Below are 25,990 nucleotides of genomic sequence, written 5' to 3'. Positions count from 1 at the left end.
TTGCGCTGCGCTTGATCTGGCTGGGCGTGGAACGGCTATTGGGAGTAGGCTGAAGGTAACGCGCTAGCTGCAAAGGAGGCTGCCATGCGCCGCTGCGTTGCTGCTCTATTCTCGATGCTGTTGCTACTGACGGGCTGTGCGGGCACGAGCGATCCACGCGACTACGCCATCCCGCTGGCACCCGACCGCCCCTTCGAGGTCATGTCGACGGGAATGCGCTACTTCACCTTCACCCTGCAGGAGCCGACCCGCGTGGTACTGGAAAGCGAGACCTTTCCCTGGGACTCCGCCATGGGCGCGCCCTCGGGAGAGCTGATGAACGCCGAGGGCGAGGTCGTGGAACGTGACTGGCACAGCGGTGTCGACGGCAACTTCCGCATCGAACGTGAACTCGACGCCGGCGTCTGGTACCTGCGGGTGACCACCCCCTACGCGGGTTCCCCTTCAGCGTTGCAGGACCACGACTATCGCTACTCGGTGATACTGCGTATGGCGGATGAATGACGCCCAGTGCACAAGAAAAAGCCCCGGCAGAGCCGGGGCGAAGGTAACGATGCGAAACGGCAGGCAGGTGCCGGTCAGAACTCGTAGGTCGCGGAGAGCCAGAAACTGCGCCGGGGCATGTAAGCGCCGTTGATGGACTGGCCCGAGGTGAAGTACTCATAGGCCGCGAAGGTCTCGCCTTCGTACTCGTAGGTCGTGCCGGTGCCGAAGTCGGTGTCGAGCAGGTTGTAGATGGTGCCGGTCAGTCGCACGTTGTCCCCCACGCGGTAGGTGGAACTCAGGTTGAACAGCTCGTAGCTCTTGAACTTGTCGCCCACGGTAGCGGCGAGGGCGGCATCCTGGGTGCCGGCCTCCGGCGCGGAGGCGAAGCGCTTGCGACCGCTGTAGTGCTCACCTTCCAGGGTGGTGCTCCAGCGCTCGTTGATCTCCCAGCTCACGGCGGCGGTCAGCTTGTGCCGGGGCGCCAGCGTCAGGCTTGCGCCACGCGCTTCATCGGATTTGATCTCGGTATCGGTGTAGGTGTAACCGCCGCTCACTTCCCAGGCAGGGGCGAAACGATAGCGGGCCTCCAGCTCCACCCCTTGGGTTTGCGCTTCGCCGATGTTGATCGCCTGGTCATAGGTGCCGTCGGGAATGGTCGGATGCCCGCTGACGGCACGCTCGCTGGCGGTGACGATGCGATCGGTGAAATCGGTGTGGAAGAATGTGGCGCCCGCTGAGAAGCCGGCCAGGTTGTCGTAATGCGCGCCGATCTCGTAGTTGGTGCTCTTCTCCGGCTGTAGGTCCGGGTTGCCGATCAGCAGTCTGGCGCCCTGGGCGGAGACGTTGTTGATACCATCCCTCAGTTGGTTGAGCGTCGGTGTCTTGTAGCCACGGCTGACGCCACCCTTCAGGGTCCAGCTGTCGTCGGCGTTCCACACCAGATACCCCCGCGGCGTGAAGTGGCCGCTGAAGGCGTCGTGGTTCTCGTAGCGGCCGCCCAGGGTCAGCGCCAGGTCGTCACGCAGCCACCACTCATCCTCGATGAACAGCGCCCATTGGGATTCGTCGTAGCTGTCCGGTGCCAGGTCGTCGGTCAGCTCCGCTTCCATGTACTGGCCGCCGAAGGTGAGCATGTGCGCACCGAGATTGGTGGTGAGCTTGGTGTCGAGCACGGTCTGCTCGTTTTCCAGGGTACGCGGCGAACCGATGATCGGTGCGTGGGGCAGGGCGGGATGCGGCGTGCCGGGCCCCGCGTTGGGGTGCGGAATGGTGCGGCCGACGGTCTCGGTGATGGCGTGGGTCACGCTGCTCTCCCAGGTGCCCGCCGCGAAGCGTCCGGTATGCCCCAAAGCGATCTGGTCGCGGTTGAAGCGCATGTGATCGTCGTAGCCGTAGACCTGGTCGGGATTGTTCGGGTTGCTGCCATCGAGGCTGCCCAGGCGACTGTCTGTGTTGTCGTACCACTGGCGGGCGCGCTCGGCGTCGAGCCAGAACTCGTTGGTGTCGTCCGGCGTGAGGTTCAGGCGTCCGCCGATGGAGTAGATCTCCCCTTCGGCCGGACGCGGGTCGCGTCCCGCACCCTCCATCAGTCGCTCCGACGCACCGCGGTTGTAGACCCGCCCACGCAACTGCAGGCCCAGGCTCTCCTCGACCAGCGGGCCGGATGCGAAGACGCTGAGCGCCTGGGAGTTGGGCTCTTCGCGATGCTGCTGGAAGGTGCTCTCGGCGCTGACCGAGCCGCTCCACTCGTTGGCGACACGGCGGGTGATGATGTTGATCACGCCGCCCATGGCGTCGGAGCCGTACAGGGTCGACATGGGGCCGCGAATGACCTCGATACGCTCGATGGCCGACAGCGGCGGCATGAAGCTCGTGGCGGTTTCGCCGAAGCCGTTGGGGGTGACGTCGGCGGCGGCGTTCTGGCGCCGGCCGTCGATCAGAATCAGGGTGTAGTTGCTCGGCATGCCGCGAATGCTGACATTCAGGCCACCGGTCTTGCCCACGCCGGAGCGTACGTCGACGCCGGGAATGTCGGCGATGGCTTCGGCGATATTGGCAAACTGACGCCGCTCCAGCTCCTCGCGGGTCACCACCGAGATGCTGGCCGGGGCGTCGCGCAGCGACTGTTCGAAGCCGGCGGCAGTCACCACGACATTGTCGAGGCGGGCGCTATCCTGCGCCTGGGCGGTGAAGGCGAGCGGTGCGCTGGCGACGGCAACGGCCAGAGCGGTGCGACGGGCATGGAGCATGAGATCACCTGCTGAGCATGAAAAAATTATCAAATGATATTAATTATCAAACGCAGGTGATTCTAATGCCGAAAGTTCCCTTTGCTCAGGGGGAGGACAGGCAACGTTGCGTTGCGCGACTGGCAACACCTTCGCTTCCGGCTACGCTCGTCGGCTCGAGCTGAGGGGTTGGGCTTGGTTGCCATGCGTTCGGTAGCGACTGACGCAGGAAGGCCAGTAGGGCACTCAGCCGCCGCGGCCGGAAGCCATAGGGGTACAGCAGCGTGACCGGCACGGCCGGTGCATCCCACTCCGGCAGGCAACGCACGAGAGAGCCGGGGTGAGCGCGTTCGCGCGCCTGTGCCAACCAGTCGGACATCAGTCCCAGGCCGTGCCCGCTGGCGAGGGCATCGCCATGCAGCATCTGCTGGTCGACGCGGAAGCGCGACTCGGGGGGGCGAAAGTGGAACTCGCCGCCTTGCCCACGGTGGGTGAGGGTGAGCCCCTGCTCGGTTTCGCCGAGCAGATCGATCCAGGTGTGCCGTATCAGTTCGCGAGGGTGTTGTGGCTGGCCCTGACGAGAGAAGTAGTCCGGGTGTCCATAAAGGCCGCGGTGGAGCCAGCCCAGCACCTCCTGGCGCAGTTCGCTGCCGCGCACCTCGCCCAGCCACACGGTCACCGCCTGGCTATCGGCGGTGAGGGTGGGTGTCGTTCCGGTGCGTAGCGTGAGACGTACCTCGGGGTGGACCTCCATGAAGGCGGTCAGCCGAGCGGACAACCAGCTGCGGGCCAACGCGTTGTGCGCGACCACGTGCAGCTCGCCGCTGACCTCCTCGTTCAACTCTTCCAACGCCTGTCGGCCCTGCTCGGCAAGCTCGAGAATCTGCCGGCAGTAGACATGAAAGGCGTGGCCGGCTTCGGTGGGCAGCAGTCGGTTGGACTGTCGGCGCAGCAGGGGCTGGCCCAACTTTCGTTCGAGCTGGGCGATACGCCGGCTGAGGGTCGACTTGGCTAGGTCGAGAGCTCGTGCGCTGCGGGTCAGGCTGCCGGAACGCATGACGTGATCGAAGGCGAGCAGCTCGTCGAGATCGTACATGGCCATTCCTCGGCGATGAGTGGCATCGAATGCGACAGTGTAAGAGTCGTGGAGATAAATGAAAACGATTCTGGTTGAGTTTCATTAGGTCGAGAGGGCGTTGCAGTTTCCGCAACAAGGTGTTGCATGGCATAGCTTTGCAATTCTTTGTGATAATAATTCGCATTAGTTTTCGTGTGCGAGGTTCGTGATGAAAGGGATGCGGAACTGGGTCGGCGCGCTGCGCCTGCCCCTGTCGGTCGCCGTGCTCGCGTTGCTGCCGCTGACCGCCTGGGCCGAGCGCAGCGTGGAGACGGCGTTTGGCGAGGTCGTGGTACCCAGGTCGCCGGAACGCGTCGTGACGCTCTACGAGGGTGCACTCGACGTTGCCTTGGCGGCTGGCGTCACGCCGCTGGGTGCCGTTACCACCCGTGGTGGCGACGGCATGGCCCGCTACATCGAGGCGCATCTGGGCGAGCAGCGACCCGCCATCGTCGGTGTGGTGCGCGAGATCAACCTCGAGGCCGTGCTGGCACTGGAGCCGGACGTCATTCTCGCTCCGCCGCAGCTACCTGAAGCGCAATACCGGCTGCTCTCGCGCATGGCGCCCACCGTCGTGCCGTTGACCGAAGGGTTGGATCCGGAGGCATGGCGCGCCGAGACCCGCCTGTTCGCCCAGGCGCTGGGGCGCGAGGCGGAAATCGAAGCCGCACTGGAGCAGGTCGATGCTCGCGCCGCCGAGGTCGCCGAGCGCATTGCGGCCGACGAGGCCCCCAGTGCCGTGCTGGTGCGCTGGATGCCGCAAGGCCCCATGGTCATGTCCGCCGATCTCTTCACGGCCGGCCTTCTGCGCGCAGCAGGCGTGGCGGTTCACGATGCCGGGCTGACCCGTGAGAACAGCCCACACAGCGATCCGCTAAGCCTCGAGAACCTTTCCCGTGTGGACGCCGACTGGTTGTTCCTGGCCACCCTCAACGAGGAGGGGCGGGAAGCCCTGCAAGCCGCGCAGGCCACGCCCGCTTTTGCCCGCCTCGACGTGGTGGCTCGCGACCAGGTCGTGCCCGTCGACGGCCAGCTGTGGTCGAGCGCCACCGGCCCGCTGGCGGCGCTGACGATTCTCGATCAGCTCGATGCTGCGCTGACACCCTGATGTACGCAGCACGACCTTCGGGCTTGTTCCAGGCCCGCCGCCTCTCCGCGAGGCTGGCGGGCCTGCTGGCATTGCTGGTGCTGGTCTGTCTGGCCAGTTTGCTGTGGGGGGCCGGCGACGTTGGGCCGGCTCGGGCCTGGGCCGCCATCACCGGGCAGGGCGATGCCGAAGCCCAGTTCGTGGTCGGCTCGCTGCGCCTGCCGCGGACGCTGGTGGGCCTCGTGGTCGGTCTGGCCCTGGGGGTGGCGGGAGCCCTGCTTCAGGCGGTGACGCGCAACCCATTGGCAGAGCCGGGTCTGCTCGGCGTCAGCGCCGGGGCGGCCTTTGCCGTTGCCGTGGCGCTGGTGCTCGGCGCCACCGCTACCACGATGCGGATCGGCGTGGCCCAACTGGGCGCGATGGTCGGCTGTCTCTGCGTGCTCGGCGTGGCGCGGGTGAGCGGTGCCGGCAACGATCCGGTGCGGCTGGTGCTGGCCGGCGCCGCCCTGACCGGCCTGCTGCTCTCGCTCACCTCGCTGCTGCTGCTGTTCGATCAGCGCGCCGCCGACGAAATTCGCTTCTGGATCGTCGGCAGCCTGGCCGGTCGCCGACTCGAGCATCTGCTTGCCATCCTGCCCAGCCTGCTGCTGGCGGGGGCCATCGTGCTCGCCGTGGCGCGCCCGCTGGCGGCTCTCTCGCTGGGCGAACGCGTTGCCAGCGGCCTCGGCCATCGTCCGGGGCTCATCCGGCTGCTGGTGATCGTGGCGGTGGCGCTGCTGGTGGGCGCTGCGACTGCCACCGCCGGCCCCCTCGCCTTCGTCGGGCTGGTGGTTCCGTTCGCCGCTCGAGCGCTGGCCGGCCCCGATATTCGCCGTACTTTGTGGCTGTGTCTGCCGCTGGGTCCGCTGATGGTGATCACGGCCGATATCGTATCGCGCCTCTTGGTCGCACCTTCCGAACTGCCGCTCGGTGTGCTCACGGCGCTGTGCGGTGCGCCCGTGCTGGTGGCCGTGGTGAGAGCGCGGCGCATGCCAACGCTATGAGCCTGATGAACGCTATGCGCCTGATGAGAGAGGAGGGGGCAATGCACGGCAACACTGCCGAGGACGGGCTCCAACAGCAGCCCGTCGGGCACGGCTACGACCGGGCAACGGCGGCTTCCGCGCCGGCCGGCCACTGGTGCCTGGCCTGGCAGTTGGGCGGCGCACGGGCACCCTACAGCGTGCTGGTGGACAGACGCGCCTTCTTGGCCGCGCTGCTCCTGCTGCTGGGCTTGCTGGCGGCATCGTTCGCCTATCTGACCATGGGCAGCAGCGCCCTGGCGCCGAAGGCGGTGCTGCCGGCGCTGGTGGGGCGCGGCGATCTGATGGCGGTGTTCCTGGTTCAGGAACTACGCCTGCCGCGGCTGCTTGCCGCCTGCCTCACCGGTGCCGCCTTCGGCGTGGCGGGCTGCCTGATGCAGACCCTGGCCCGCAACCGCCTGGCCACGCCCGGCATCATCGGTATCGACAACGGCGCCACCGCCTTCGCCGTGGCCTCGGTGATCGGCCTGGGCGTGTCGCTGGCGCCGCCGGCCATGGCCCTGGTGGGGGCGACCACGGCGGCCGCTCTCACCTTCGGCCTGGCCGCCGGTGGCGGCACCCGCGGCTACCGCTTCATCGTCGCCGGTATCGGGGTCGGCGCCGTGTTCGGTGCCATCACCCAACTGCTGCTGGCCAAGGTGCACATCGACACCGCCAACGCCGCCTATCCCTGGACGGTCGGCTCGCTCAACGCCCGCCCGGCCGGTGCCGTCATGCTGCTTGCGGTCGGGCTGCCGCTGGGCCTGGGCACTGCCCTGTGGCTCACTCGTGCACTGAGCCTGATGCGCTTCTCCGACGCCGTGGCCTCGGGCCTCGGCCTGCGCGTGTCACAGCGCCGCTGGCAGGTACTGGCGGTCTCGGTGCTGCTCACCGGCCTGGCGGTTTCCGTGGCGGGCCCGGTGGGGCTGGTAGGCCTGATCGGCCCGGAAATCGCCCGTTCGCTCTCCTCGCCACGCGGGGTGCCGGTCATGGCCTCGGCGCTGGCGGGGGCGCTGGTGATGGTGCTGGCCGACCTGGCGGGAAGGGTGCTGCTCTCGCCCATCGAGATCCCGGTGGGCATCGTCACCGCCGTGGTCGGCGGCCCCTGGCTGCTGTGGATACTGTTGCGACCGGCTTCGAGGAATCTGGCATGACCCGACATGAACTCGCCACCCGCGACCTGACCCTGCGCTACGGCCGTACCACCATCATCGACGCGCTGGCATTGTCGCTGCCGGCGGGCCAGGTCACCGCCATCGTTGGCCCCAACGGCTGCGGCAAGTCGACCCTGCTGGCCGGCCTGGCGCGCTTGCACGCGCCCAGCCAGGGCGCGGTGGTGCTCGACGGTCAGGACATCCAGCAGCTCCCGGCCAGGGAACTGGCCCGGCGCCTGGCGCTGCTGCCGCAGGAAGCCAGCGCCCCGGAGGGGCTGACCGTGGCCGAGCTGGTGCGCTTCGGTCGCCAGCCGCACCAGGGCTGGCTGCGCCAGTGGTCGGCGGAGGATCAACAAGTGGTACACGAGGCGCTGGCCGCGGCCGATGTGGACGAACTGGCGGACCGGCCCCTCGATACCCTCTCCGGCGGCCAGCGCCAGCGCGCCTGGATCGCCATGACCATCGCCCAGCAGACCCCGCTGCTGCTGCTCGACGAGCCCACCTCGGCGCTCGATCTCGGCCACCAGATCGAGGTCTTCGAACTGGTACGCCGGCTGGCCGCCCACGGCCGTACCGTGGTCATGGTGCTCCACGACCTCGCCAGTGCCTGCCGCTACGCCGACCACCTCGTCGCCCTGCGCCATGGCCAGCTGGTGGCCGCCGGCCCGCCAGGCGAAGTGGTCACCACCGAGCTGGTACGCCAGCTCTACGACATCGACTGCACGCTGATCCCCGACCCCGCCACCGGCAGCCTGCTGCTGGCCAACGTGCGGCGGGCGCCGCGATTCAATATTCACCCATCCTGAAAAACCACGACGCCAGCGCTCGAAAAGAGCGCTGGCGTCGTAGTGCGAACCGTCGCCCCCGCCCGGCGAGCCGGCGGGTGGGGGCGCGGGGCTAGCCGATCAAGACTCGATCGGGGCGCGCCAGTCGTCGGAACCGGAGGTGCCGGCGACGTTGTGTTCCCAGTCGATCTTGCGGTAGGCCAGGGACACGTCCATCAGCTGAGTGAACTCAGACTTGGTGGAGTCCTGGGCGTGCGGCATGCGCAGGTTGATGTCGACGATGGTGGCGTCGGTCAGGGTGGTGGTGAAGAAGTGCTCCTGCTTGCCCTCGACGGAGGTGCGGTACCACTTCAGCTCGACGTTCGGCAGCATTTCGCCGGAAGCCAGGGCGTTGTACATCAGCGGCACGGCCTTGTTCAGGGCCACGGTGAAGACGAACGGCTTGTGGGCGCGCTGGCCGGAGGGCTGGCCGGACTGCGGGTCGGTGGGCACGGTGACGACGTGCTTGAACTCCTGGACCAGCATCTCGTCTTCGTGGCCTTCCACGTAGATGTTGCCCACGGAATCCGGGGTGAAGGCACCGGCGGTGATGTTGCCCTGGGTCTGGCCCTGGATGCTGATATAGCAGGGAGTCGGCATGGTCTGCTCCTTGACGATGTGAATGAAATGTCCCGATGGACAGTTCGATATGAGCAGTATGTGTGCCATCCCCTTCAAACCTGTTTTGATACAGTGTGTTAGCGATTTTCTGGTCAATCATTGCTAAGCCTAGTTAGGCAAGAAGTTGCCCGGGTCGGGCAAGAAGTTGCCCGGCGGGCAAGAAATTGCCTGGTATCTATGGGAAATCGGGAGCACAAACACGGCTTGCTGTAGAGGGCTTGCCTTGGGAAGTAGTATTGTTATGTTATAACGTCTATTTTCAGGAGAGGATGCCCATGTCGGCCGATCCCGAGGTGCAGCGACTGCTGGCCATGCCCGAAGAGGCATACATGAACGATGAGCAGCTGGCATTTTTCCAGCACCGGCTGGCTGCCGAACAGGCCGAAGTGGAGGCGCACTTGGTGGAGGTGCGCAATGCCATAGCCGACAACGAACGCAGCGGCGACGAGCTTGATCGTGCCGCCGTGGAGGAGGAGCTGCGGCTGCTGTTACGCCAGGCCGACCGCGAGACGCGGCTGCTGCGCAAGATTCGTCAGGCGCTGCGGCGTATCGAAGAGGGCGACTACGGCTATTGCGCCGAAACCGGCCAGCCCATCGGCTTGCCTCGACTGTTGCTCAGGCCGACTGCCGAACTGTGCCTGGAGGCCAAGGAGCGACAGGAGAAACGCGAACATCACTACAGCAAGCAGCGAGGAGACGCGTAATGTCCCATAAGCCACTGCCGGTTACCGTGCTTTCCGGCTTTCTCGGAGCGGGAAAGACCACCCTGCTAAACCATATCCTGGCCAATCGCGACGGACGCCGCGTGGCGGTGATCGTCAACGACATGAGCGAGGTCAACATCGATGCGGCCCTGGTACGAGGCGCTCCGGGCAGTGCCGATGACGAGGTGACGCTCAACCGGGCCGAGGAGCGGCTGGTCGAGATGAGCAATGGCTGCATCTGCTGCACGCTGCGTGAGGACCTGCTGGTGGAGGTGAGCCGGCTGGCGCGGGAAGGCCGCTTCGATCATCTGGTGATCGAGTCCACCGGGATCTCCGAGCCGCTGCCGGTGGCGGAGACCTTCACCTTCGAGGATGAGCAGGGCCAGAGTCTCTCCAGTGTCGCCCGCCTCGACACCCTGGTGACGGTGGTCGACGGTGCCAATTTCCTGGTGCAGTACCAGGAGGCAAAATCCCTCGCCGAGGCGGGCGAGAGCCTGGGCGAGGAGGACGAGCGCAACGTGGCTGACCTGTTGGTGGATCAGATCGAGTTCTGCGACGTGCTGCTGATCAGCAAGACCGACCTGATCGACGAAGTGCAACTGGCCGAGTTGAAGGCGGTACTGCGCTCGCTCAATCCCGATGCCGAGCTGGTACCCATGGCCCATGGCCGGGTGCCGCTCGACAAGGTGCTCGATACCGGTCGCTTCAGCTTCGAACGGGCCAGGCTCGCCCCGGGCTGGCTCAAGGAGCTGCGCGGTGAGCACGTGCCTGAAACCCAGGAGTACGGCATCTCGAGCTTCGTCTACCGCGCCCGGCGGCCTTTCCATCCCGATAAGTTTCACGCCCTGTTGCATGGTGACTGGTTCGGCGGCAAGCTGCTGCGTTCGAAGGGCTTCTTCTGGCTCGCTACGCGACCCCAGTACGCCGGTCAGTGGAGTCAGGCGGGTGGCATTGCCCATTACGGCTTTGCCGGCATGTTCTGGAAGGCCGTCCCCGAGTCTCGCTGGCCCAAGGATCCGGAGACGCGTGGCTACATCATGGAGCAGTGGGAGGAGCCGTTCGGCGACATGCGTCAGGAACTGGTCTTCATCGGCCAGAATCTCGACGAAGCGCGTATCCGTCAGGCTTTGGACGAGTGTCTGCTGAGCGACGCCGTATTGGCGGATGGTCATCGGGCGTGGGCCGACTTGCCCGACCCCTTTCCGGCCTGGGAGTAGCGGGTCTGCAACCCAAAGGTAACGGGCTGTTATTCCAGTTGATTAATAAACGGAAGTTTGATGGAAGCAGCCGGTATATATGCAAAAAAACTCGCTATTCCGGCTGTTAAGCGCTTCGTTATCCGGCCATACTGAGGCAAGGTCCGCTTTAGAATCGGGCCACGGGGAATCAAAAGGGAACCAGAGGTGTTCGTCATGCGCTCCTACAACCGACATTACCTCGGTGTGGCCATTTTCTTTTTTCTCTTTCTTCAGTTGTTGACGATCGGTTCGGCGCAGGCCAACCCCCGCTATGCGGCCATCGTGATAGATGTCGAGAGCGGCGACGTGCTGCATCAGGCCAATGCCGATGCGACGCGCTATCCCGCCTCGCTGACCAAGATGATGACACTTTACATGCTGTTCGAGGCGCTCGAGAACGGCACCATACGCTTGAACCAGCCATTACCGGTATCTGCCCATGCCGCTTCGATGCCCGCTTCCAAGCTGTGGCTCGCGGCGGGTAGCACGATCACGGCGGAAGAGGCCATCAAGGCGCTGGTGGTGCGTTCGGCCAACGACGTTGCCGTGGTGGTCGCCGAGGCGCTGGGCAACACCGAATCCGGTTTCGCCCGCATGATGACCCAGCGTGCCAACGAGCTGGGCATGACCAGCACCGTGTTCCGTAACGCTTCCGGGCTGCCCGACAACGCTCAGGTCACCACGGCCCGCGACATGGCCACGCTGTCAATCCGCGTGATGCAGGATTTCCCCCAGTACTATCACTACTTCTCCACCCAGAGCTTCTCCTATCGCGGCACCACCCACACCAGCCACAACCGGTTGCTGCGCAACTATGCCGGCGCCGATGGCCTCAAGACCGGCTTCATCCGCGCCTCCGGGTTCAACGTGGCGACTTCGGCGATCCGTAACGACCGTCGTATCGTCTCCGTGGTAATGGGTGGCTTCACCGCCGCCTCGCGCGACACGCATATGGCCGACCTGCTCGACCGCGGCTTTGCCCGGCTTTCCATGCTGCAGCGCGGCGACTGGATTGCCCAGGCCGATGTGCTGGGCGATAGCATGGATCTGCCGGAGAGCCCGTCCCCTTCCGCCCAGCAGTTGGCCGCTGCACCTGAGGCCGTTGGGCCAGCCTCGAGCGGCGAGCGTCAGTTCTCCTTCCAGTCGGAGATGGGGGTCGAGATGGGCTCCGCCGATGACCCGATTCGTGCCCTGATCGCCCAGGCCGACACACCGCGCATCACCTACCAGGCCGATATGCCGCGTGACACCTATCAGGCCGATATACCGCGTAGGGGCAACTGGGCGGTACAGGTCGGTGCCTTCAACGACCCGGATCAGGCTCGCCACCTGGCCACCCGCGCCGCCGATCAGCTTTCCGGCTTCATGCGCGACCTGCGGGTGTCGGTAGCGGAGTCGGAGGGCGAGCGGCGAGTGTTCCGCGCACGTCTGGTCGACCTGCAGGAGAGCGATGCCCACTCCGCCTGCAACAGCCTGCGCGCCCAGGGGATGGACTGCATGGTGGTGGCGCACTACTGACGTTCCTGGCTGCCAAGCCGATTCGACATCGCCCCGCTCGTGCGGGGCGATGTCGTTTAGACGTTTAGAGGGTGCTGTCTTGCGAGCTGCCTTCAGGCCAGGGCCGGATCGAGCGTCTGGCGGACCTCGCTCACTGGCTCCCCGCCCAGCGAGATTCGGCGATCGCAGATGCGCCCGATCAGCGCTGGGTCGTGGCTCACCAGCATTACCCCGCAGCGCCGTTCGCGAGCCAGCTCCACCAGTAGCGCCAGGGTGCTGCGCTGGGTAATGGGGTCGAGGCGTGAGGTCGGCTCGTCGGCGAACAGGAAGCACGGCTCGAGCAGCAGCACCCGCAGGATGGCAAAGCGTTGCAGTTCGCCGCCCGAGATCTCGCCGGGGTGCCGTTCCAGCAGGCGCTCATCGAGCCCAAGGCGTGCCATCAACGGTGGGATGACACTGCGATCCAGGCGGTGGCGGCGTACCAGGTCGTCGAGCAGGCGAGAGAGCCGCCAGTGGGGCGAGAAGGCCGCCGGCGGGTCCTGATAGAGCTTCTGAAAGCCGAGCGGATGCCCTGTCGCGCGCTGGATCTTGCCGTCGTCGGCGCGCGTCACGCCGAGCAGCATGTCACCGAGGGTACTCTTGCCGCAGCCGGAGGGACCGACCACGCCGACGATCTCGCCGGGGCGCACCGTGAGGGAGAGTTCGCGAAACAGCTCGCGGCCGCCGCGGGCCTTGGCCAGGTCGGTGGCGCTCACCACCGGTGCCTGGGCCGTTTCTCCGAGCGGCGCCGGGCGTGGCCAGCGGCTGGGCTCGGCACCCAGCAACTCCTGCCCGTACTCGCTTTGGGGGTGAGTGAGCACTTGCTGGGCCGGTCCGCGCTCGACCACCTGCCCCTGGCGCAGGATCACCACTTCCCCACCCAGGCGGCGGGCCACGTCGATGTCGTGAGTGATGGTGATCAGAACGCCGCCGCTCTCGGGCGTGCGAGCCAGCAGCTCGACCACGGCATCGCGGCGCGGCGCATCGAGTCCCTTGGTCGGTTCGTCGGCGATAACGATGGGTGCTCCGCCGGCACTGGCGGCGGCAAAGGCCACGCGCTGTGCCATGCCGCCGGAGAGTTCGCCGGGCAGCTTGCCGCCGGCCTCGGCCAGACCCAGCTCGGCCAGATCGGCCCAGGCCGCTTGTTGAGCATGGCGTCGATCACGCCCGGCCACGTGGCGGTGGCTTTCGGCCACCTGCGATACGGCTCGCATGGTCGGGTCCAGCGCGTGCCAAGGCTCCTGGGGCAGCAGCGCCAGGCGTCGGCCCCACAGGGCGCGGCGCGACTTGTCATCGGCGGCATCGAAGGTCTCGCCGTCGATGACGAGTCGCCCCCGCGCGCGCAGGCCGCGGGGCAGCGTGCCCATGATGGCCTGAGCGAGCAGACTCTTGCCCGAGCCGGTCTCGCCGAGCAGGGTCAGCCGGCTACCGGCTTCGAGCGCACAGGAGAAGGGCGCGATGGTGACGCCCTCGCCCTGGATCGTGACGTCTTCCGCCTGAAGTAAGTACGCACTCATCGTGGATCCCTTCCCGCCAGCAGGTTGAGGCTCAGCACCAGCACGAACAGCACCAGGATCGGCTGGGCCATGGCCCAGGGCGCCTCGTGGTAGTAGGGCAGCAGCTCGATCATCATCAGCCCCAGCTCGGCGGTGGGCGGACGCAGCCCGACGCTGACGAAACCCAGCGCGGCCATGGCCAGGATCGCACTGGCGGCGCCGAAGGCGGCCAGGGTCAACACCTGCGGCGCCAGCTCCGGCCACAGGTGGCGGCGGAACAGGTAGAGCGGGCCGAAGCCGAGTAGGCGGCTCGCCTCGAGCTGGGGCGAAGCGACCAGCACCCGGGTGCGGGCGCGCACCACGCGGAAGTACTCGATCCACAGCACCAGTGAGATACCCACGTAGAGAGCCCAGAAGTTGCCTGGAGCGATGGCCACCAGCAGCAGCACCAGCAGTAGGCCCGGCAACGCCAGGAAGGCATCGGCCAAGCTGCCCAGCACGCGGTCGAGCCAGCCGCCGCGCCAGCCGGCGATCACGCCGAGAATCACGCCCGGTATGGCTGCACTGGCTACGCTCAGCAGCGCCATGCCCAGCGACAGACGCACGGCGCTTGCCAGCCGCGCCAGAAGGCTGCGACCCAGGTGGTCGGTGCCGAGCGGCTCGGCCAGCGAAGGCAACTGCAGGATGCGGGTGAGTTGCTGCCGCGCAGGATCGGCATCGAACAGCCAGGGCACCAGCCAGGCGAAGGCGAGCAGCAGCGCCAGCAGTGTGGCACCGAGGCGCTGGCGGCCATTCAGCGTCGGCAGGAAAAGGCGGCGGGTAGACGTCAGGGTCGAGCCGTTCATGCGCTGCGCCTCCTGGGGTCGAGCCAGTAGCAGATCAGGTCCACCACGGTATTGAGCGCGACGAACATCAGCCCCATGACCAGCGCGGTACCTTGAATCATCGGCACGTCGCGGGCCACGATGGCATGCACCAGGGCATGGCCGATGCCGGGCCAGGCGAACAGGGTCTCGACCACCACCACACCTTCGATCAGGTAGACGAACTGCACGCCGAGGTAAGCCACCACCGGCACTGCGGCGTTGCGCAGGCCATGACGCATGAAGCTCAGGCGCTCGCCCAGCCCCTTGGTGCGCGAGAAGGCGTAATAGGCCGACTGCGAGACGTCGGCCATGGCGTTGCGCGCCACCCGGCTGGAGATGGCGGCCAGCGCCAACGCCAGGGTCAGCGCCGGCAGCACGCTGTGTGCGCTGCGACCATGTCCGGCGGCAGGCAACCAGCCTAGGCTGACCGAGAAGATCAGGATCAGGATCAGGCCCACGGCGAAGGGCGGCAGGGCGCGCAGCACGCTGGCCGCCACTTCGCTCACGCGGTCCAGCACGCCGTTGGGCTTGAGTCCGGCGAGCAGGCCCAGCGGCGGGCCCAGCAGCAGCGAGAGCAGCACGGCCATCGTCGCCAGGCCCAGCGAGTGGCCGAGCTGATGCCACAGCTCGGTCACCACGCGTTCACCGCTGACTAGCGAACGGCCCAGATCGAGCTGCACCAGGTCCCACAACCAGCCGAAGTAGGCGCTCAGCGCCGGTTGGTCCAGCGCCAGCTCGGCGCGTACCGCCTCGGCGGCGCTGGTGTTGACCATATCGTGTCCATAGCGCCCGGCGGCGATGCGATAGGCCATGTCGCCGGGCAGCGAGCGGGTCAGCACGAAGGTCAGGGTGCCGACCATCCAAGCCACCAGCCCGGCCTGGAACAGGCGCTGCAGCAGCAGGCCACCCAGGCCTGTCGTCATGCGAGAGGCCCAGCGCGACGTCGAGCGCGCTGCCAGCGTTTCGCTCATTCCCCCCACCTCAGCTCGTCGATGCGGTAGCTGCGCTCCAGCGGGTCGATGGAGAAGCCTTCCAGCTCGGCGTGCACCGCAGCCGTCTGCTGATACCAGGCCACTGGCACGACCGGCATCGCCTCGTTAAGTCGGCGTGCCACCTGCTCGGCCAGTTCGGCGCGGGCATCCATGTCGGCCTCCTGGCGCAGGGTATCGAGCCAGGCCGCCACGTCCGCGTCGCGCCAGCCCATGGCGCCCCAGTCGCCGCCCATCGTTTCAGGGTCGGTGCCGAAGTCGTCGAGCAGGGTGCCGAGCGGATCGGGCACCAGCCCGTAGTTGCGTGCCATCAGACCCAGCTCAAGGCTGCCGTCGCGGTGCCCGGAAGGGATATCACTGGCGTTGCCCACGGCGACTTCCAGCGCCACGCCGAGCTCGCGCCACTGGTCCTGCAGGGCCGTTGCCACCAGCGGCAGCTCGGGGCGGTCGGAGAAGGTGCGCAGGGTCAGTTGGAAGGGCTGGCCGTTGCGCTCGAGCATGCCGCTGCCGTTGGCTTCCCAGCCCAGCTCGGCCAGCAGCTCGCGGGCGCGCTCCACGTCCTGTGCTTCTTCTACAGAAAGGCCGAGATGCCAGGGGCCGAGGCTGGTCGGGAACAGCTCGGCCGCAGCGGCCTCGGGGTGGCGCAGCAGCCCGGCGGCAATGCCGATACGGTCGACGGCCAGGCTCAATGCCTGGCGGGCGCGCTCGTCCTCGAGGAAGGGGTGTTCGGCATTGAGCTTGAACACGATGGTACGCGGCAGCGGCTCGGCATGCAGCGCCAAGCGATCATGGCGTGCCAGCCGTGCGCGACTGGCCGGGTCGAGGGTGAACACCACGTCGGCATCGCCGCTCTCGGCCATCAGCGCGCGGGTTTCGCCGCGTCCTACCGCCAGATAGCTGGCGTTGCCAATGGCGGGTGTCTCGCCCCAGTAGCCGTCGAAGCGCTCCACCGTCAGACGCTGAGGCGGCGCGACCGATGCGACGCGATAAGGGCCGGTGCCGATCACCTGGGTGGCCCGCCCCTCGTCGTCGAAGGCATCCGCTGCCAAAATCAGCGTGGTGGAGTGAGCCAGCAGGGCCGGCAACGGTGCGAAGGGGCTGTCGAGACGCACCACGACGTCGTCGCCTTCGGCTTCGATGGAGACGATGGGGGCCGAGTCGAGTATGCCCGGCTTGGCCAGGGCATGCTCGAGGCTCGCGGCCGCGGCCTGTGCCGTCAGCGGGCTGCCGTCGTGGAAGGTCACGCCCTCACGCAGAGCGAAACGCCAGGTCAGGCCGTCGTCGGAGACCTGCCAGCCGCTGGCCAGCCCAGGGGCTGGTTGGCCATCGGCATCGGTGTCGACCAGGGTCTCGGCAACGCGCATGCGGCTGAACACATAGCCTGAGGTGGAGGGGTCGAGGCCGGTGATCTCCCAAGGGGCGACGACCGCCAGTGGGCGATCGGCCTGTGCCGCCAGTGGCAGCAGGGCCAGGCCAAACAGGAGGGGACGAAGGCATGGAGTCATTGCCGGGGGCTTCCTCAGATGGAAAGAAGGGAGTTGAGTAACGGGTGGAGCGGGGTCAGCCCGGGTCCAGCGCCAGCAGCAGGCGGCGTTCGCCCGCAGCGGGCTGCGGGCTGCGGTGGACCAGGCCGCGCTCCTCGTTGCCGATCCAGCCACAGCCCTTGAGCAGAGCCAGATCGCCAACGGCGAGCTGCCGAATGGCGTCGGGATCGGCGACGATATCGGGTTTGTCGGGATGCGGAGCGCCGAGCCCGGCGCGGTTGACGGCATGCTCGGGCAGCCATTCGCTGGCCGGGCCGGCATAGGTGGTCACGAGACGCACCGCCAGGTTGTCGACGTGGAAGCGCGGGCACATGGCGCCCTCCAGCGTGCGCAGACGGATGCCGATGGCCTCGGTAGAGAAGAGATAGGCCATGGCCTCGGCGATATGACTGACGTCTTCCACCAGGGCTGCGCCGGCCTCAGGGGCGGGGAGCCGACGCTCGAGATCCTCTTTCATTGCCTGGCCGGGTGCGCCGCGCCAGTGCCAGTCGAGAGAGCGGGAGCCGTTGAGCTGGGCGCGCACGGCCAGGGCGAGGGCCGAGTCGAGCCGTCGCTGCATGACTGCCAGGGTGATGTCGTCGTCGAAAATGCGCGGCAGCACCTCGATTTCCTGGCCGAATGCCCAGTGCGCCGAAGTATCGAGAGAGGGATGGGGCTGCATGGCACCTCCTTGTGAAACTCTATAACATATCATTCGTGCTGCGAGGTCCGCCCGCTTCAAAGCGATGGTAGAGATTGCAAGGCGCTCGCGTATGCAGGCGGTCGAACGCTGAGAATGATTCGTTATAACATAACGTCCATGGCGTGACTATGCCCTGACCTCGCGTCATTCTGGGTTCGACCTCCACCCACCCCGATGCGCCATCTTGGGGCATGGCACTTGCCGCCGTGCGCCCCACCCGTTAGGTTGGTAATCAACAAGCCCCGCCGCCCATCCTGGTCGGCGGGGTGGTTTTTTCCTGCCGGGGGGAGGGGCCATGTCGCCGTCATTGAAGGGCATCCTGTTCATGTGTGCCGGCGTACTCTGCCTGGCCATCGGCGATGCCATTGCCAAGTGGCTGGGCGAGGTGCACTCGCCGCTGCAGATCATCTTCTTCCGTACCCTGGTCTCGCTGCCGTTGATCGCCGTGCTGGCGCACTACGGCGGTGGGTTGACCAAGCTACGTACTCGTCGGCCCGGGGTCCACCTGGTGCGCGGTTTGATCTATACCGGCACCATGGGCTTCTTCGTGCTGGGATTGACCATGCTGCCGCTTGCCGAGGCTACGGCCATCGCCTTTGCTGCCCCCCTGTTCGTCACATTGCTGTCGGTTCCGTTGCTCGGTGAACGGGTCGACTACCAAGTCGTGGCGGCTTCGCTGTTGGGCTTTGTCGGTGTGATGGTGGTGGTGCGGCCGGGGGGCGAGGGTTTCCATCCCGGCGCATTGATCATGCTGGGCGCGGCGGTTTTCTATGCACTGCTGATGATCACCTCGCGACGCTACGGGGCCACCGAGCACCTTTGGGCCATGGTGTTTTACATCACCCTGGTGCCGCTGGTGCTGACCGCTGTGACCCTGCCCTGGGTATGGCAGGATCCGCAACCCTGGCATTGGCTGGGGTTTCTCGGCGCCGGCGTGATCGGGGTGGGGGCGACGGCCTGTATCACCATGGCCTTTCGCTTCGCTCCGGCGGCCATCGCCGCCCCCTTCGATTACACGGCCATGCTGTGGGCGGTGTTGCTAGGGTGGTGGTTCTGGGGGGAAATGCCTGATCTCTGGGTCTTCCTGGGTAGTACGCTGATCATCGGCAGCGGGCTGGCGATCGCCTATCATGATCGCCGGACTACCCTGAAGCGCCGCCCCACCTCCTAGGCTATGCCTGAAAACTGCCTGCGCTTGGCCATACGGCGTTAAAACTCAGCTCAAAGTACTCATTTGCACCAAGCAAACTCCATCTTTTCGCTGATTTTTGCCTTGTCTGGCCTTCGCTCGGCGACTTTTCAGACGTAGCCTAATCCGATTCAGTTAAACCCGGTTCAGGCGCCAACGTCGCCAGTGGCGCGCCACCAGGCCATGCTTGGGGGCCGCCAGCAGGGCGACGAGGAACAGTCCCGACGCTACCAGCACGATGGCGCCGCCCGAGGCGACGTCCAGCGACACCGACAGCACCAGGCCCACCACGGCGGACGTGACGCCGACAGTGACCGAGATCGCCAGCATCAGCGGGAAGCGGTCGGTGAGCAGGTGGGCCGTGGCACCTGGGGTGATCAGCATGGCTACCACCAGGATGATGCCCACGGTCTCCAGGCTGGCGACGATGGTCAGGGTCAGCAGCAGGATCAGACCGTAGTGGATGAAGCTGGTGTTGAAGCCCAGGGCCTGGGCCTGCTGAGGATCGAAGGTGTAGAGCAGCAAGGGGCGATAGGCGAGCCAGATGGCCAGTGCGGTCACCAGGCTTGCCGCCAGGGTCAGCATCAGAGCGGTGGTCTGTACGCCCAGCACGTTGCCGAACAGGATATGCATCAGGTGGGTACTGGTGGCGATCTTGCTGATGATTACGATGCCCAGCGCAAAGGCGGCGGTGAACATCAGTCCCATGGCTGCATCCGCCTTGATCCGGGTGTGACGCTCCAGCGCGCCGATGCCCAGCGAGGTCAGTGCGCCGGTGACGAAGGCGCCGATGAAGAACGGCCAGCCCAGCAGGTAGGCGATGGCCACGCCAGGCAGCACTGCATGAGAGATGGCATCGCCCAGCAGCGACCAGCGCTTCAGCACGACGTAGCAGGAGAGCAGGCCGCAGATCGCCCCCACCAGCACCGAAGTGAGCAGGGCACGCTGCATGAAGCGGTACTCGAAGGGAGCGGCCAGGGGCTCGGGCAGCAGGTTCACCACCAGCATCAGCAGAGCGATCAAGCCATCGATCACCTGGGCCAGCAATTCAAGCGGCGGCACGTGTACCCCCGTACGCTGAGCGGGAAGCCGTACCCACCGCCAGGCGGGCCAGCATGGAGTCGCTGAGCATCTCTTCCGGCGTGCCCATGCCCACCACCTTGCGATTGATCAGCAGTACGCGGTCGGCGTGGCGACGTGCGCTGGGCATGTCATGGGTGACCATGATGACGGTGCGGCCTGCGTCGCGCTGCCGTTCCAGCGTGGCGAGAATCAGCGCCTCACTGGGTGGGTCGACCCCGGCCAGTGGCTCGTCTAGCAGCAAAATACTGGCCTGCTGTGCCAGTGCGCGGGCCAGCAGCACACGCTTCTTCTGGCCGCCGGACAACTCGCCGATGGGACGTTCGGCATGCTCTGCCATGTCGACGTCGTCCAGTGCAGCTTCTACGGCCTGGCGATGGCTGGGGTTGGCCCAGTGGCGCGGCAGCAGGCGTTGCCACAAAGGGTCCTGGCGCATCAGGCCGTAGCGGCCGGTCAGCACCGTCTCGCGCACTGAAATGGGAAAGTCCCACTCCATGTGCTCCTGCTGAGCCATGTAGGCGATGTTGCCGGCCCTGCGCTGCACGGCTGGGCTTGCGCCGAGAATGCGCAGTTCGCCGCGCAGCGGCGTGAGGCCACCGATCACCAGCTTGAGCAAACTCGATTTGCCGGCCCCATTGGGGCCCACGATGGCGGTCCACTCGCCTTGCGGCAGCACCAGGGTGACGTCTTCCAGCACGGGGTGCTGGTGATAGGCCGCGCTGAGGCGGTGTGCCTCGAGCGCCGGCACCTTGTCATTCATGTGTGTCTCCCAGGGCCTCGCGCAACAGCCCAACGTTGTGGCGCAGCATGCTGGCGTAATCGGGCGCTGCAGCGTCCGGCTCGCTGAGGGAGTCGACGTAGAGGGGGCCGGCAATCGCCACCTCGGTCTCGTCGGCCACGCTGCGCACGTGGCGGTCGGAAATGGTGCTCTCCCAGAAGATGGCGGCCGGTTGCTTTTCCTCGATCAGATCGACGATGCGCATGATCTGACGCGGCGAACCCTCTTCCTCGGCGTTGGTACCCCAGATGCCGTCGTGCTCGAAGCCGAAGGCATCGGCAAAGTAGACGAAGGCCGCCTCGCTGGTGATGAGCAGACGCCGCTCCTCGGGAATGATCGCCAGCGTCTCCAGCAGCTCCTCATGCAACGCATGCAGCGACTCCTGCAGGGCTTCGGCGCGCGCCTGGAAGGCCTCGGCGGCGTCGGGCCGGGCCTCGGCCAGCGTTTCGGCAATCACGCGTGCATATTCCGCCGCGGCGCGTGGGTCCATCCACATGTGCGGGTCGACCTCGCCGGCGTATTCGCCGGTGGCGATCGGCTGGGTGGCGTAGCCGCTCTCCTCGGCCAGGGCAACCACCGGCACGCCGTTGCCTACCGTGGCGTTGATCTGAGAGAGCCACTGCTCGAGGCCGTAGCCGTTGTAGAACACCACATCGGCCTCTTCGAGAGCGATGAAGTTGCTCGGTATCAGCTCCCACTCATGGACCTCGGCGCCCACCGGCGTGAGTACCGTGACATCGGCATCGTCACCCGCCACATCGCGCACCAGATCGCCGATCACGGAAAAAGTGGCCGCTACCTTCAGGGGCGGCTCTGCGGCCTGGGCCGAGGTCGACATGGCGAAGGCAAACGCGCTAAGAAGCAGGAAGCCCTTGGGGGTCGGCATCGATCACTCTCCTCTGGTGGCTGAACGTTAACGGTCGGTTGTTACGTTGCGGTGAGTTTGTAAGCGTATAGACACTATTTTAGCCAAGGTTAACTTGTAGGGTAGTAGGAAATCTCTATCGAGGCCCTGTTGCTGCCCTATGAGCACTTTGGCTATATTGGCCCGATGACCGACTCGCCGAATGACGTGACGCCTGATCGCCTGTGCAAGGCGGACGCCCTGCCGCCCAGCGACCAGCATGCGCAGCAGTACGCTGCCGTGCGCAACGCACACGAAACCGAACTTCTCGAAGACTACGTGGAATTGATCGCCGACCTGCTCGAGCATCAGGGCGAGGCGCGCTCGACGGACATTGCGGCGCGTATGGGGGTCAGCCAGGCTACGGTGTCGAAGACCGTCACCCGGCTCAAGTCACTGGGGCTGGTGTCCAGCAAGCCCTACCGTTCGCTGTTCCTGACCGAGAAGGGCGAGGCGATGGCGGCCATGTCGCATCAGCGCCATGCCATCGTGCTGCAGTTCCTGCGCGCCCTCGGCGTCAGCGACCGCACCGCTCGCATTGATGCCGAAGGCATGGAGCATCACGTCAGCCAGGAAACCCTGGAGATCATGCAGCGCTACACCCGCGAACAGGGGCACCGCGACGTCTGAGGTTCTCTCGCTTCAGGTTCTCTCACCTCGGGCCCATCACCTCTTTCACCCTGGTTTTTTCTGACTTCAGGCAAAGAACGCCCTGGCGGCGGCTTCGGCGTCCGACTGTCCGCAGATCGCCGATACCACCGCCGGCCCTTTGGCTCCCGCGGCACGCACCGCTGCGGCATGCTTCGCCTTGAGGCCGCCGATGGCGACGGCCGGCAGCGGGCTTGCCGCCACCAGGGCAGCCAGGCCGTCGAAGCCGAGCGGGGTGGCGTGGTTGCGCTTGGTCGAGGTGGCGAATACCGGGCCGAGGCCTAGATAATCGAGGGCGGCCGGGTCGAGGCGCGAAAGCTGCTCGTGATTCTGCACCGAGAGCCCGAGGATGGCGCTCTCGCCCAGGGCGGCGCGGGCCGCCGCCACGTCGCCATCGTCCTGTCCCATGTGCAGGCCATCGGCGCCGCTTTCCAGCGCCACCGTCAGGCGGTCGTTGACGATCAGTGGCACGCCGCTGCCGGCCAGCGCCGCCTTGAGACGGCGCGCCTGAGCGATCATCTCGTCATCGGAGGCGTGCTTGTCGCGCAGCTGCACTACGGTGACCCCGCCACGCACCGCAGCCACCACGGTCTCCACCAGCCCATGGCGGGCGCAGAGCTCGGGGTCGGTTACCAGATAGAGGGAAAGATCGAGTGGCATGGCATCACCAATGCGATTGGAAAGCTACTCATCTTACCAGAGCGATGAGGCTACGCTTTGTCTGAAAACTGTCTGCGCTCGGTCATACGGCGTTAAAACTCGGCTCAAAGTACTCATTTACACCGCGTAAACTCCGTCTTTTCGCCGATTTTTGCCTTGTCTGACCGTCGCTCGACGACTTTTCGGACAAAGCTTAGGGGGCTGGGCCGGCGGCACCCAGAAACCGTTGCTGCCAGTAGTCGATGTGCAACGGCACGCTGGTGACTTCGCGCCCGTTGCCCGGGGCGTGAATCATCTGGCCGTTGCCGCGGTAGATGCCCACATGGGTCGCCTTGCGGCGGTCGCCGAAGAACAGCAGGTCGCCTGGCTGGGCCTGACGCACCGCCGGCAGGGCACGAAACTGCTCGTCGGCGGTGCGCGGCACCTGAATGCCCGCCGCCCGGTAGGCCATCTCCACCAGGCCCGAGCAGTCGAGCCCTTCCGGCGTATTGCCGCCGAGGCGATAGGGGGTGCCCAGCGCATTCTTGGCCGTGGCCAGGATCAGCGCCCGCTCGATGGAGAGAGCGTCCGGGCCGCGGCTCGGTTCGTGAGTGGCGATATCGCGGCTGGCGCAGCCGGCCAGCAGCATCAGCGCCAGCAGCCAGGGCAGATGGCGCAGCAAATGCCCGACGGCACTGTGAAAGGCCCCTGGCGCTACCTGTTCTAGCCTGGATGAGGTCGGCATGGGCGGTCGCTCTTCATGGCGGTGCTTTTCCTACTTTAGCGCGATCCGAAGGGCATGACAGCTGCCGGCGGCTGGAAAAACGTCGTAACGATCCGCATCATCCTGGTAATGATGAGCAAGATGACAGCGACACCAAAGGAGAAACGCATGAGCTTCAAGGGAGAGCAGCACCCCGGTGTGCAGACACCGACGGCCGATTCGCAGGGCTTTCGTCTCAATCACACCATGCTGCGGGTGAAAGACCCGGAAAAGGCGCTGGCCTTCTATACGCGGGTGTTCGGCATGCGGGTCATGCGGCGGCTCGACTTCGAGGAGATGAGCTTCTCGCTCTACTTCCTGGCCAGGCTGGATGACGGCGAACGGGTGCCGGAGGACCAGGGCGAGCGCACGGTCTGGACCTTCCGCCAGACGGGGCTGCTGGAGCTGACCCACAACTGGGGCACCGAGAGCCAGGAAGACTTTGCCTATCACGATGGCAATGCCCAGCCCCAGGGTTTCGGCCACATCTGCTTTTCGGTGCCCGACCTCGACGCCGCCGAGGCGTGGTTCGATGCCAATGAGGTCGAATTCGTCAAGCGCTCGGATCAGGGCAAGATGAAGGATGTCATCTTCGTCAAGGACGTGGACGGCTACTGGATCGAGGTGGTTCAGGCCGACCGCCTGGGGGCGCTGGGCGACTGAACTCGCCCCCTATTCCGTACAGCCCATGCAAACAGCGACGCCGCCCCGTGGGGCGGCGTCGGCGTTCGAACGGCCCTGTCACGACAGGGCCATGGCGAGAATCACTCCTCGCCGGGCAGGCCGCCGAGCTCTTCGATCAGCGCCTTGTAGCCTTCCACCTGATCGCGCAGGGTCTGGGTGACTTCGTCTTCCGCGATGTAGGACACCGGCATCAGGATGCGCTCCTCGGTGATCTCGATGAAGCGCGGGTCCTGGGTGGCGGCTTCCAGCGCCTCGGCCAGACGCTCGACGTGGGCGTCGGGGGTGTTCTGCGGCACCATGGCGACGCGGATCTCCGCGGCATTGATGTCGTAGCCGGCTTCCGGCAGGGTCGGGGCATCCGGGAACGCCACCAGGCGATCCTCGGCCAGGCTCAGCAGCACCGGCATCTCGCCGGTCTCGGCATAGCCGGAGTGGGTGCCGCCGCTATAGGCGAAGTCGACGTCGCCGGAGAGGATCAGCGGTGCCATGCCGGCGCCGCCGGAGGTGGGCACGATGCGCAGATCGAGACCTTCCTGCTGGGCGATGTACTCGATGATCATGCGGTCCAGCGCGGTCTGGGTGGCATAGCTCATGCCCGGGTTCTCGCGGGCATACTCCACCAGATCTTCCCAGCTGTCGCCGAAGGGGCGGTTCTCGCCGGTGACGATGGCCGACTGGCCGAGGGTCACACCGGCGACGTAGCGGAAGTCGTCCAGCTCGTAGGTGGCTTCGGTGGAGAGCGGGCCGAAGGTGATGGTCATGGAGGTGCCGAAAACGAAGGTGTAACCCTCGTCGCGGCTGTTGGCCAGGCGCGCCAGGGCTACGCCGCCGCCGGCGCCGGGCTGGTTGACCACGTTGACCGGCTGGCCGAGCTCCTCGGAGAGGATGTCGGCCAGCACGCGGCCCTGAATGTCGGTGCTGCCGCCGGCGCCCCAGCCGATCACCATGGTCACCGGCTTGGTCGGGAAGTCATCGGCCTGGACCATGCCGGCTGCGCCGAAGGCCATGGCGGAAGAAAGGATGGCAGTACCCAGCAGTTTCATTTTCATGATTCGGAACCTCGTGGTTGCGTTGTTGTGGTGTGGTGATGCCGGTCGCTGCCGGCTGTGGGTTCAGTTACCCAACGCCTTGAGGCGCTTTCGGCGCCACTGGCGATAGCCGCTCCAGCCCAGGTGCAGCGCCATCAGCGCGGTGAAGACGACGAAGGCCAGGGCGATAGGGCGGTTGAGCAGGATGGCGATGTCGCCGCCGGAGAGAATCACCGCCTGGCGCAGGTTCATCTCCAGCATCGGCGTGACGATGAACGCCACCAGAAAGGTCACGAAGGAGTAGTCGAACTTCTTCAGGAAGTAGCCGAAGATGGCGAAGGCGAACACCGTGACCAGGCCGAAGGTGCCGTAGCCCTGCACCTGGATGCCCGCCAGGCACAGGAAGATCACCACCGGGATCACGATGTGCGGCGGCACGCTGGTGACCTTGGCGAAGATACGCAGGCCGTACCAGCCCACCGCCAGCATCAACAGGCTCGCCACGATCATCCCCGAGAACAGCGTGAACAGCATCTCGGGATGGTCGCGCAGCATCAGCGGCCCCACCTGGATGCCGTGGATCATGAACGCCCCGACCAGCAGCGCGGCGGAGACGCTGCCCGGAATGCCCAGGCCGAACAGCG

The 25,990-nt window shown here is 66.2% G+C and carries 26 protein-coding genes; 11 read left to right on the top strand and 15 right to left on the bottom strand.

Translation table 11 applies throughout. The features are described 5' to 3' along the window. Positions 1-84 precede the first annotated feature (84 nt). Positions 85-504, top strand: coding sequence for a hypothetical protein (locus HOP59_RS06270; RefSeq protein WP_103969755.1), 420 nt, complete (start codon positions 85-87; stop codon positions 502-504). A 74-nt stretch (positions 505-578) separates the two neighbouring features. Here HOP59_RS06270 and HOP59_RS06265 read toward each other — a convergent pair whose 3' ends face one another. Together HOP59_RS06265 and HOP59_RS06260 are read right to left on the bottom strand one after the other, a co-directional pair. After that, on the bottom strand, positions 579-2,735 hold the full coding sequence (locus tag HOP59_RS06265; protein ID WP_234253220.1) for a TonB-dependent receptor domain-containing protein: 2,157 nt from the start codon (positions 2,733-2,735) through the stop codon (positions 579-581). Between the two features lie 85 nt (positions 2,736-2,820). Further along, on the bottom strand, positions 2,821-3,810 hold the full coding sequence (locus HOP59_RS06260; RefSeq protein WP_086509532.1) for a LysR family transcriptional regulator: 990 nt from the start codon (positions 3,808-3,810) through the stop codon (positions 2,821-2,823). Positions 3,811-4,009: 199 nt separating this feature from the next. Here HOP59_RS06260 and HOP59_RS06255 point away from each other — a divergent pair, with 199 nt between their 5' ends. Genes HOP59_RS06255 through HOP59_RS06240 form a run of 4 tightly spaced genes read left to right on the top strand, consistent with a single transcriptional unit; the run spans position 4,010 to position 7,939 of the window. After that, complete coding sequence (locus HOP59_RS06255; protein WP_176342821.1) at positions 4,010-4,939, top strand: ABC transporter substrate-binding protein; 930 nt, start codon at positions 4,010-4,012, stop codon at positions 4,937-4,939. Then, on the top strand, positions 4,939-5,961 hold the full coding sequence (locus HOP59_RS06250; RefSeq protein WP_234253218.1) for a FecCD family ABC transporter permease: 1,023 nt from the start codon (positions 4,939-4,941) through the stop codon (positions 5,959-5,961). Before HOP59_RS06255 ends, HOP59_RS06250 begins: the two co-directional genes overlap by 1 nt. Positions 5,962-6,002: 41 nt before the next feature. Then, entirely contained in the window at positions 6,003-7,133 is a 1,131-nt protein-coding gene (locus tag HOP59_RS06245) for a FecCD family ABC transporter permease (RefSeq protein WP_234253217.1), read from the top strand. Then, the gene (locus HOP59_RS06240) at positions 7,130-7,939 is read left to right on the top strand and encodes an ABC transporter ATP-binding protein (RefSeq protein ID WP_234253216.1); all 810 of its coding nucleotides are present in this window, start codon (positions 7,130-7,132) and stop codon (positions 7,937-7,939) included. The genes HOP59_RS06245 and HOP59_RS06240 overlap by 4 nt, the downstream gene beginning before the upstream one ends. A gap of 99 nt (positions 7,940-8,038) precedes the next feature. On the opposite strand, the gene HOP59_RS06235 is transcribed toward HOP59_RS06240, so the two are convergent. Beyond that, positions 8,039-8,557: an Hcp family type VI secretion system effector gene (locus HOP59_RS06235; protein WP_234253215.1), complete on the bottom strand. Its 519-nt coding sequence runs from the start codon at positions 8,555-8,557 to the stop codon at positions 8,039-8,041. A 296-nt stretch (positions 8,558-8,853) separates the two neighbouring features. On the opposite strand from HOP59_RS06235, the gene dksA reads away from it, so the two are divergent. From dksA to HOP59_RS06220, 3 genes are all read left to right on the top strand, one after another. Next, positions 8,854-9,282, top strand: coding sequence for an RNA polymerase-binding protein DksA (gene dksA, locus HOP59_RS06230; RefSeq protein WP_010626310.1), 429 nt, complete (start codon positions 8,854-8,856; stop codon positions 9,280-9,282). After that, entirely contained in the window at positions 9,282-10,499 is a 1,218-nt protein-coding gene (zigA, locus tag HOP59_RS06225) for a zinc metallochaperone GTPase ZigA (protein WP_010626311.1), read from the top strand. Before dksA ends, zigA begins: the two co-directional genes overlap by 1 nt. 195 nt (positions 10,500-10,694) lie before the next feature. Then, entirely contained in the window at positions 10,695-12,038 is a 1,344-nt protein-coding gene (locus tag HOP59_RS06220; protein WP_026037858.1) for a D-alanyl-D-alanine carboxypeptidase, read from the top strand. Between the two features lie 92 nt (positions 12,039-12,130). Here HOP59_RS06220 and HOP59_RS06215 read toward each other — a convergent pair whose 3' ends face one another. From HOP59_RS06215 to HOP59_RS06195, 5 genes are read right to left on the bottom strand one after another with little or no spacing between them, the layout of a single operon-like run. Beyond that, positions 12,131-13,573 carry an ABC transporter ATP-binding protein gene (locus tag HOP59_RS06215; protein ID WP_234253214.1) on the bottom strand — a complete coding sequence of 481 codons (1,443 nt, stop codon included), beginning with the start codon at positions 13,571-13,573 and terminating at the stop codon, positions 12,131-12,133. After that, complete coding sequence (locus HOP59_RS06210) at positions 13,570-14,397, bottom strand: ABC transporter permease (protein WP_234253213.1); 828 nt, start codon at positions 14,395-14,397, stop codon at positions 13,570-13,572. Before HOP59_RS06210 ends, HOP59_RS06215 begins: the two co-directional genes overlap by 4 nt. Further along, complete coding sequence (locus HOP59_RS06205; RefSeq protein WP_234253212.1) at positions 14,394-15,389, bottom strand: ABC transporter permease; 996 nt, start codon at positions 15,387-15,389, stop codon at positions 14,394-14,396. The genes HOP59_RS06210 and HOP59_RS06205 overlap by 4 nt, the downstream gene beginning before the upstream one ends. Then, positions 15,386-16,912 carry an ABC transporter substrate-binding protein gene (locus HOP59_RS06200; protein WP_234253211.1) on the bottom strand — a complete coding sequence of 509 codons (1,527 nt, stop codon included), beginning with the start codon at positions 16,910-16,912 and terminating at the stop codon, positions 15,386-15,388. Before HOP59_RS06200 ends, HOP59_RS06205 begins: the two co-directional genes overlap by 4 nt. Before the next feature lie 55 nt (positions 16,913-16,967). Then, a complete protein-coding gene (locus HOP59_RS06195; RefSeq protein WP_234253210.1) occupies positions 16,968-17,612 on the bottom strand; it encodes a DUF1826 domain-containing protein in 645 nt (214 codons plus the stop codon). 316 nt (positions 17,613-17,928) lie between these two features. On the opposite strand from HOP59_RS06195, the gene HOP59_RS06190 reads away from it, so the two are divergent. Continuing rightward, complete coding sequence (locus HOP59_RS06190; protein WP_010626319.1) at positions 17,929-18,804, top strand: DMT family transporter; 876 nt, start codon at positions 17,929-17,931, stop codon at positions 18,802-18,804. A 153-nt stretch (positions 18,805-18,957) separates the two neighbouring features. Here the strand turns inward: HOP59_RS06190 and HOP59_RS06185 are convergent, their stop codons facing one another. Genes HOP59_RS06185 through HOP59_RS06175 form a run of 3 tightly spaced genes read right to left on the bottom strand, consistent with a single transcriptional unit; the run spans position 18,958 to position 21,566 of the window. Then, the gene (locus HOP59_RS06185; protein WP_234253488.1) at positions 18,958-19,830 is read right to left on the bottom strand and encodes a metal ABC transporter permease; all 873 of its coding nucleotides are present in this window, start codon (positions 19,828-19,830) and stop codon (positions 18,958-18,960) included. A 40-nt stretch (positions 19,831-19,870) separates the two neighbouring features. Next, positions 19,871-20,662 carry a metal ABC transporter ATP-binding protein gene (locus HOP59_RS06180; RefSeq protein WP_010626321.1) on the bottom strand — a complete coding sequence of 264 codons (792 nt, stop codon included), beginning with the start codon at positions 20,660-20,662 and terminating at the stop codon, positions 19,871-19,873. Beyond that, on the bottom strand, positions 20,655-21,566 hold the full coding sequence (locus HOP59_RS06175) for a metal ABC transporter solute-binding protein, Zn/Mn family (RefSeq protein WP_010626322.1): 912 nt from the start codon (positions 21,564-21,566) through the stop codon (positions 20,655-20,657). The genes HOP59_RS06180 and HOP59_RS06175 overlap by 8 nt, the downstream gene beginning before the upstream one ends. 165 nt (positions 21,567-21,731) lie before the next feature. On the opposite strand from HOP59_RS06175, the gene mntR reads away from it, so the two are divergent. Continuing rightward, entirely contained in the window at positions 21,732-22,214 is a 483-nt protein-coding gene (gene mntR / locus HOP59_RS06170) for a manganese-binding transcriptional regulator MntR (protein WP_035589973.1), read from the top strand. Positions 22,215-22,280: 66 nt separating this feature from the next. Here the strand turns inward: mntR and thiE are convergent, their stop codons facing one another. Next, positions 22,281-22,892 carry a thiamine phosphate synthase gene (gene thiE, locus HOP59_RS06165; RefSeq protein WP_010626324.1) on the bottom strand — a complete coding sequence of 204 codons (612 nt, stop codon included), beginning with the start codon at positions 22,890-22,892 and terminating at the stop codon, positions 22,281-22,283. A 193-nt stretch (positions 22,893-23,085) separates the two neighbouring features. Beyond that, the gene (locus HOP59_RS06160) at positions 23,086-23,616 is read right to left on the bottom strand and encodes a C40 family peptidase (protein ID WP_234253209.1); all 531 of its coding nucleotides are present in this window, start codon (positions 23,614-23,616) and stop codon (positions 23,086-23,088) included. 147 nt (positions 23,617-23,763) lie between these two features. Between HOP59_RS06160 and gloA the strand changes: the two genes are divergently transcribed. Continuing rightward, positions 23,764-24,297: a lactoylglutathione lyase gene (gene gloA, locus HOP59_RS06155; RefSeq protein ID WP_234253208.1), complete on the top strand. Its 534-nt coding sequence runs from the start codon at positions 23,764-23,766 to the stop codon at positions 24,295-24,297. A gap of 101 nt (positions 24,298-24,398) precedes the next feature. Here gloA and HOP59_RS06150 read toward each other — a convergent pair whose 3' ends face one another. Both HOP59_RS06150 and HOP59_RS06145 read right to left on the bottom strand, forming a co-directional pair. Beyond that, positions 24,399-25,367 (bottom strand): Bug family tripartite tricarboxylate transporter substrate binding protein, encoded by a 969-nt coding sequence (locus HOP59_RS06150; RefSeq protein WP_234253207.1) that lies wholly within the window; start codon positions 25,365-25,367, stop codon positions 24,399-24,401. A gap of 63 nt (positions 25,368-25,430) precedes the next feature. After that, the coding region (locus HOP59_RS06145) for a tripartite tricarboxylate transporter permease (protein ID WP_234253206.1) at positions 25,431-25,990 on the bottom strand (560 nt) is incomplete at its 5' end.

The organism is Billgrantia aerodenitrificans (genome assembly GCF_021404405.1).
Taxonomy (GTDB): Bacteria; Pseudomonadota; Gammaproteobacteria; order Pseudomonadales; family Halomonadaceae; genus Halomonas; species Halomonas aerodenitrificans.
Note: the sequence above shows the minus strand (reverse complement) of the source record. Positions and strands in the feature narration are given on the sequence as shown.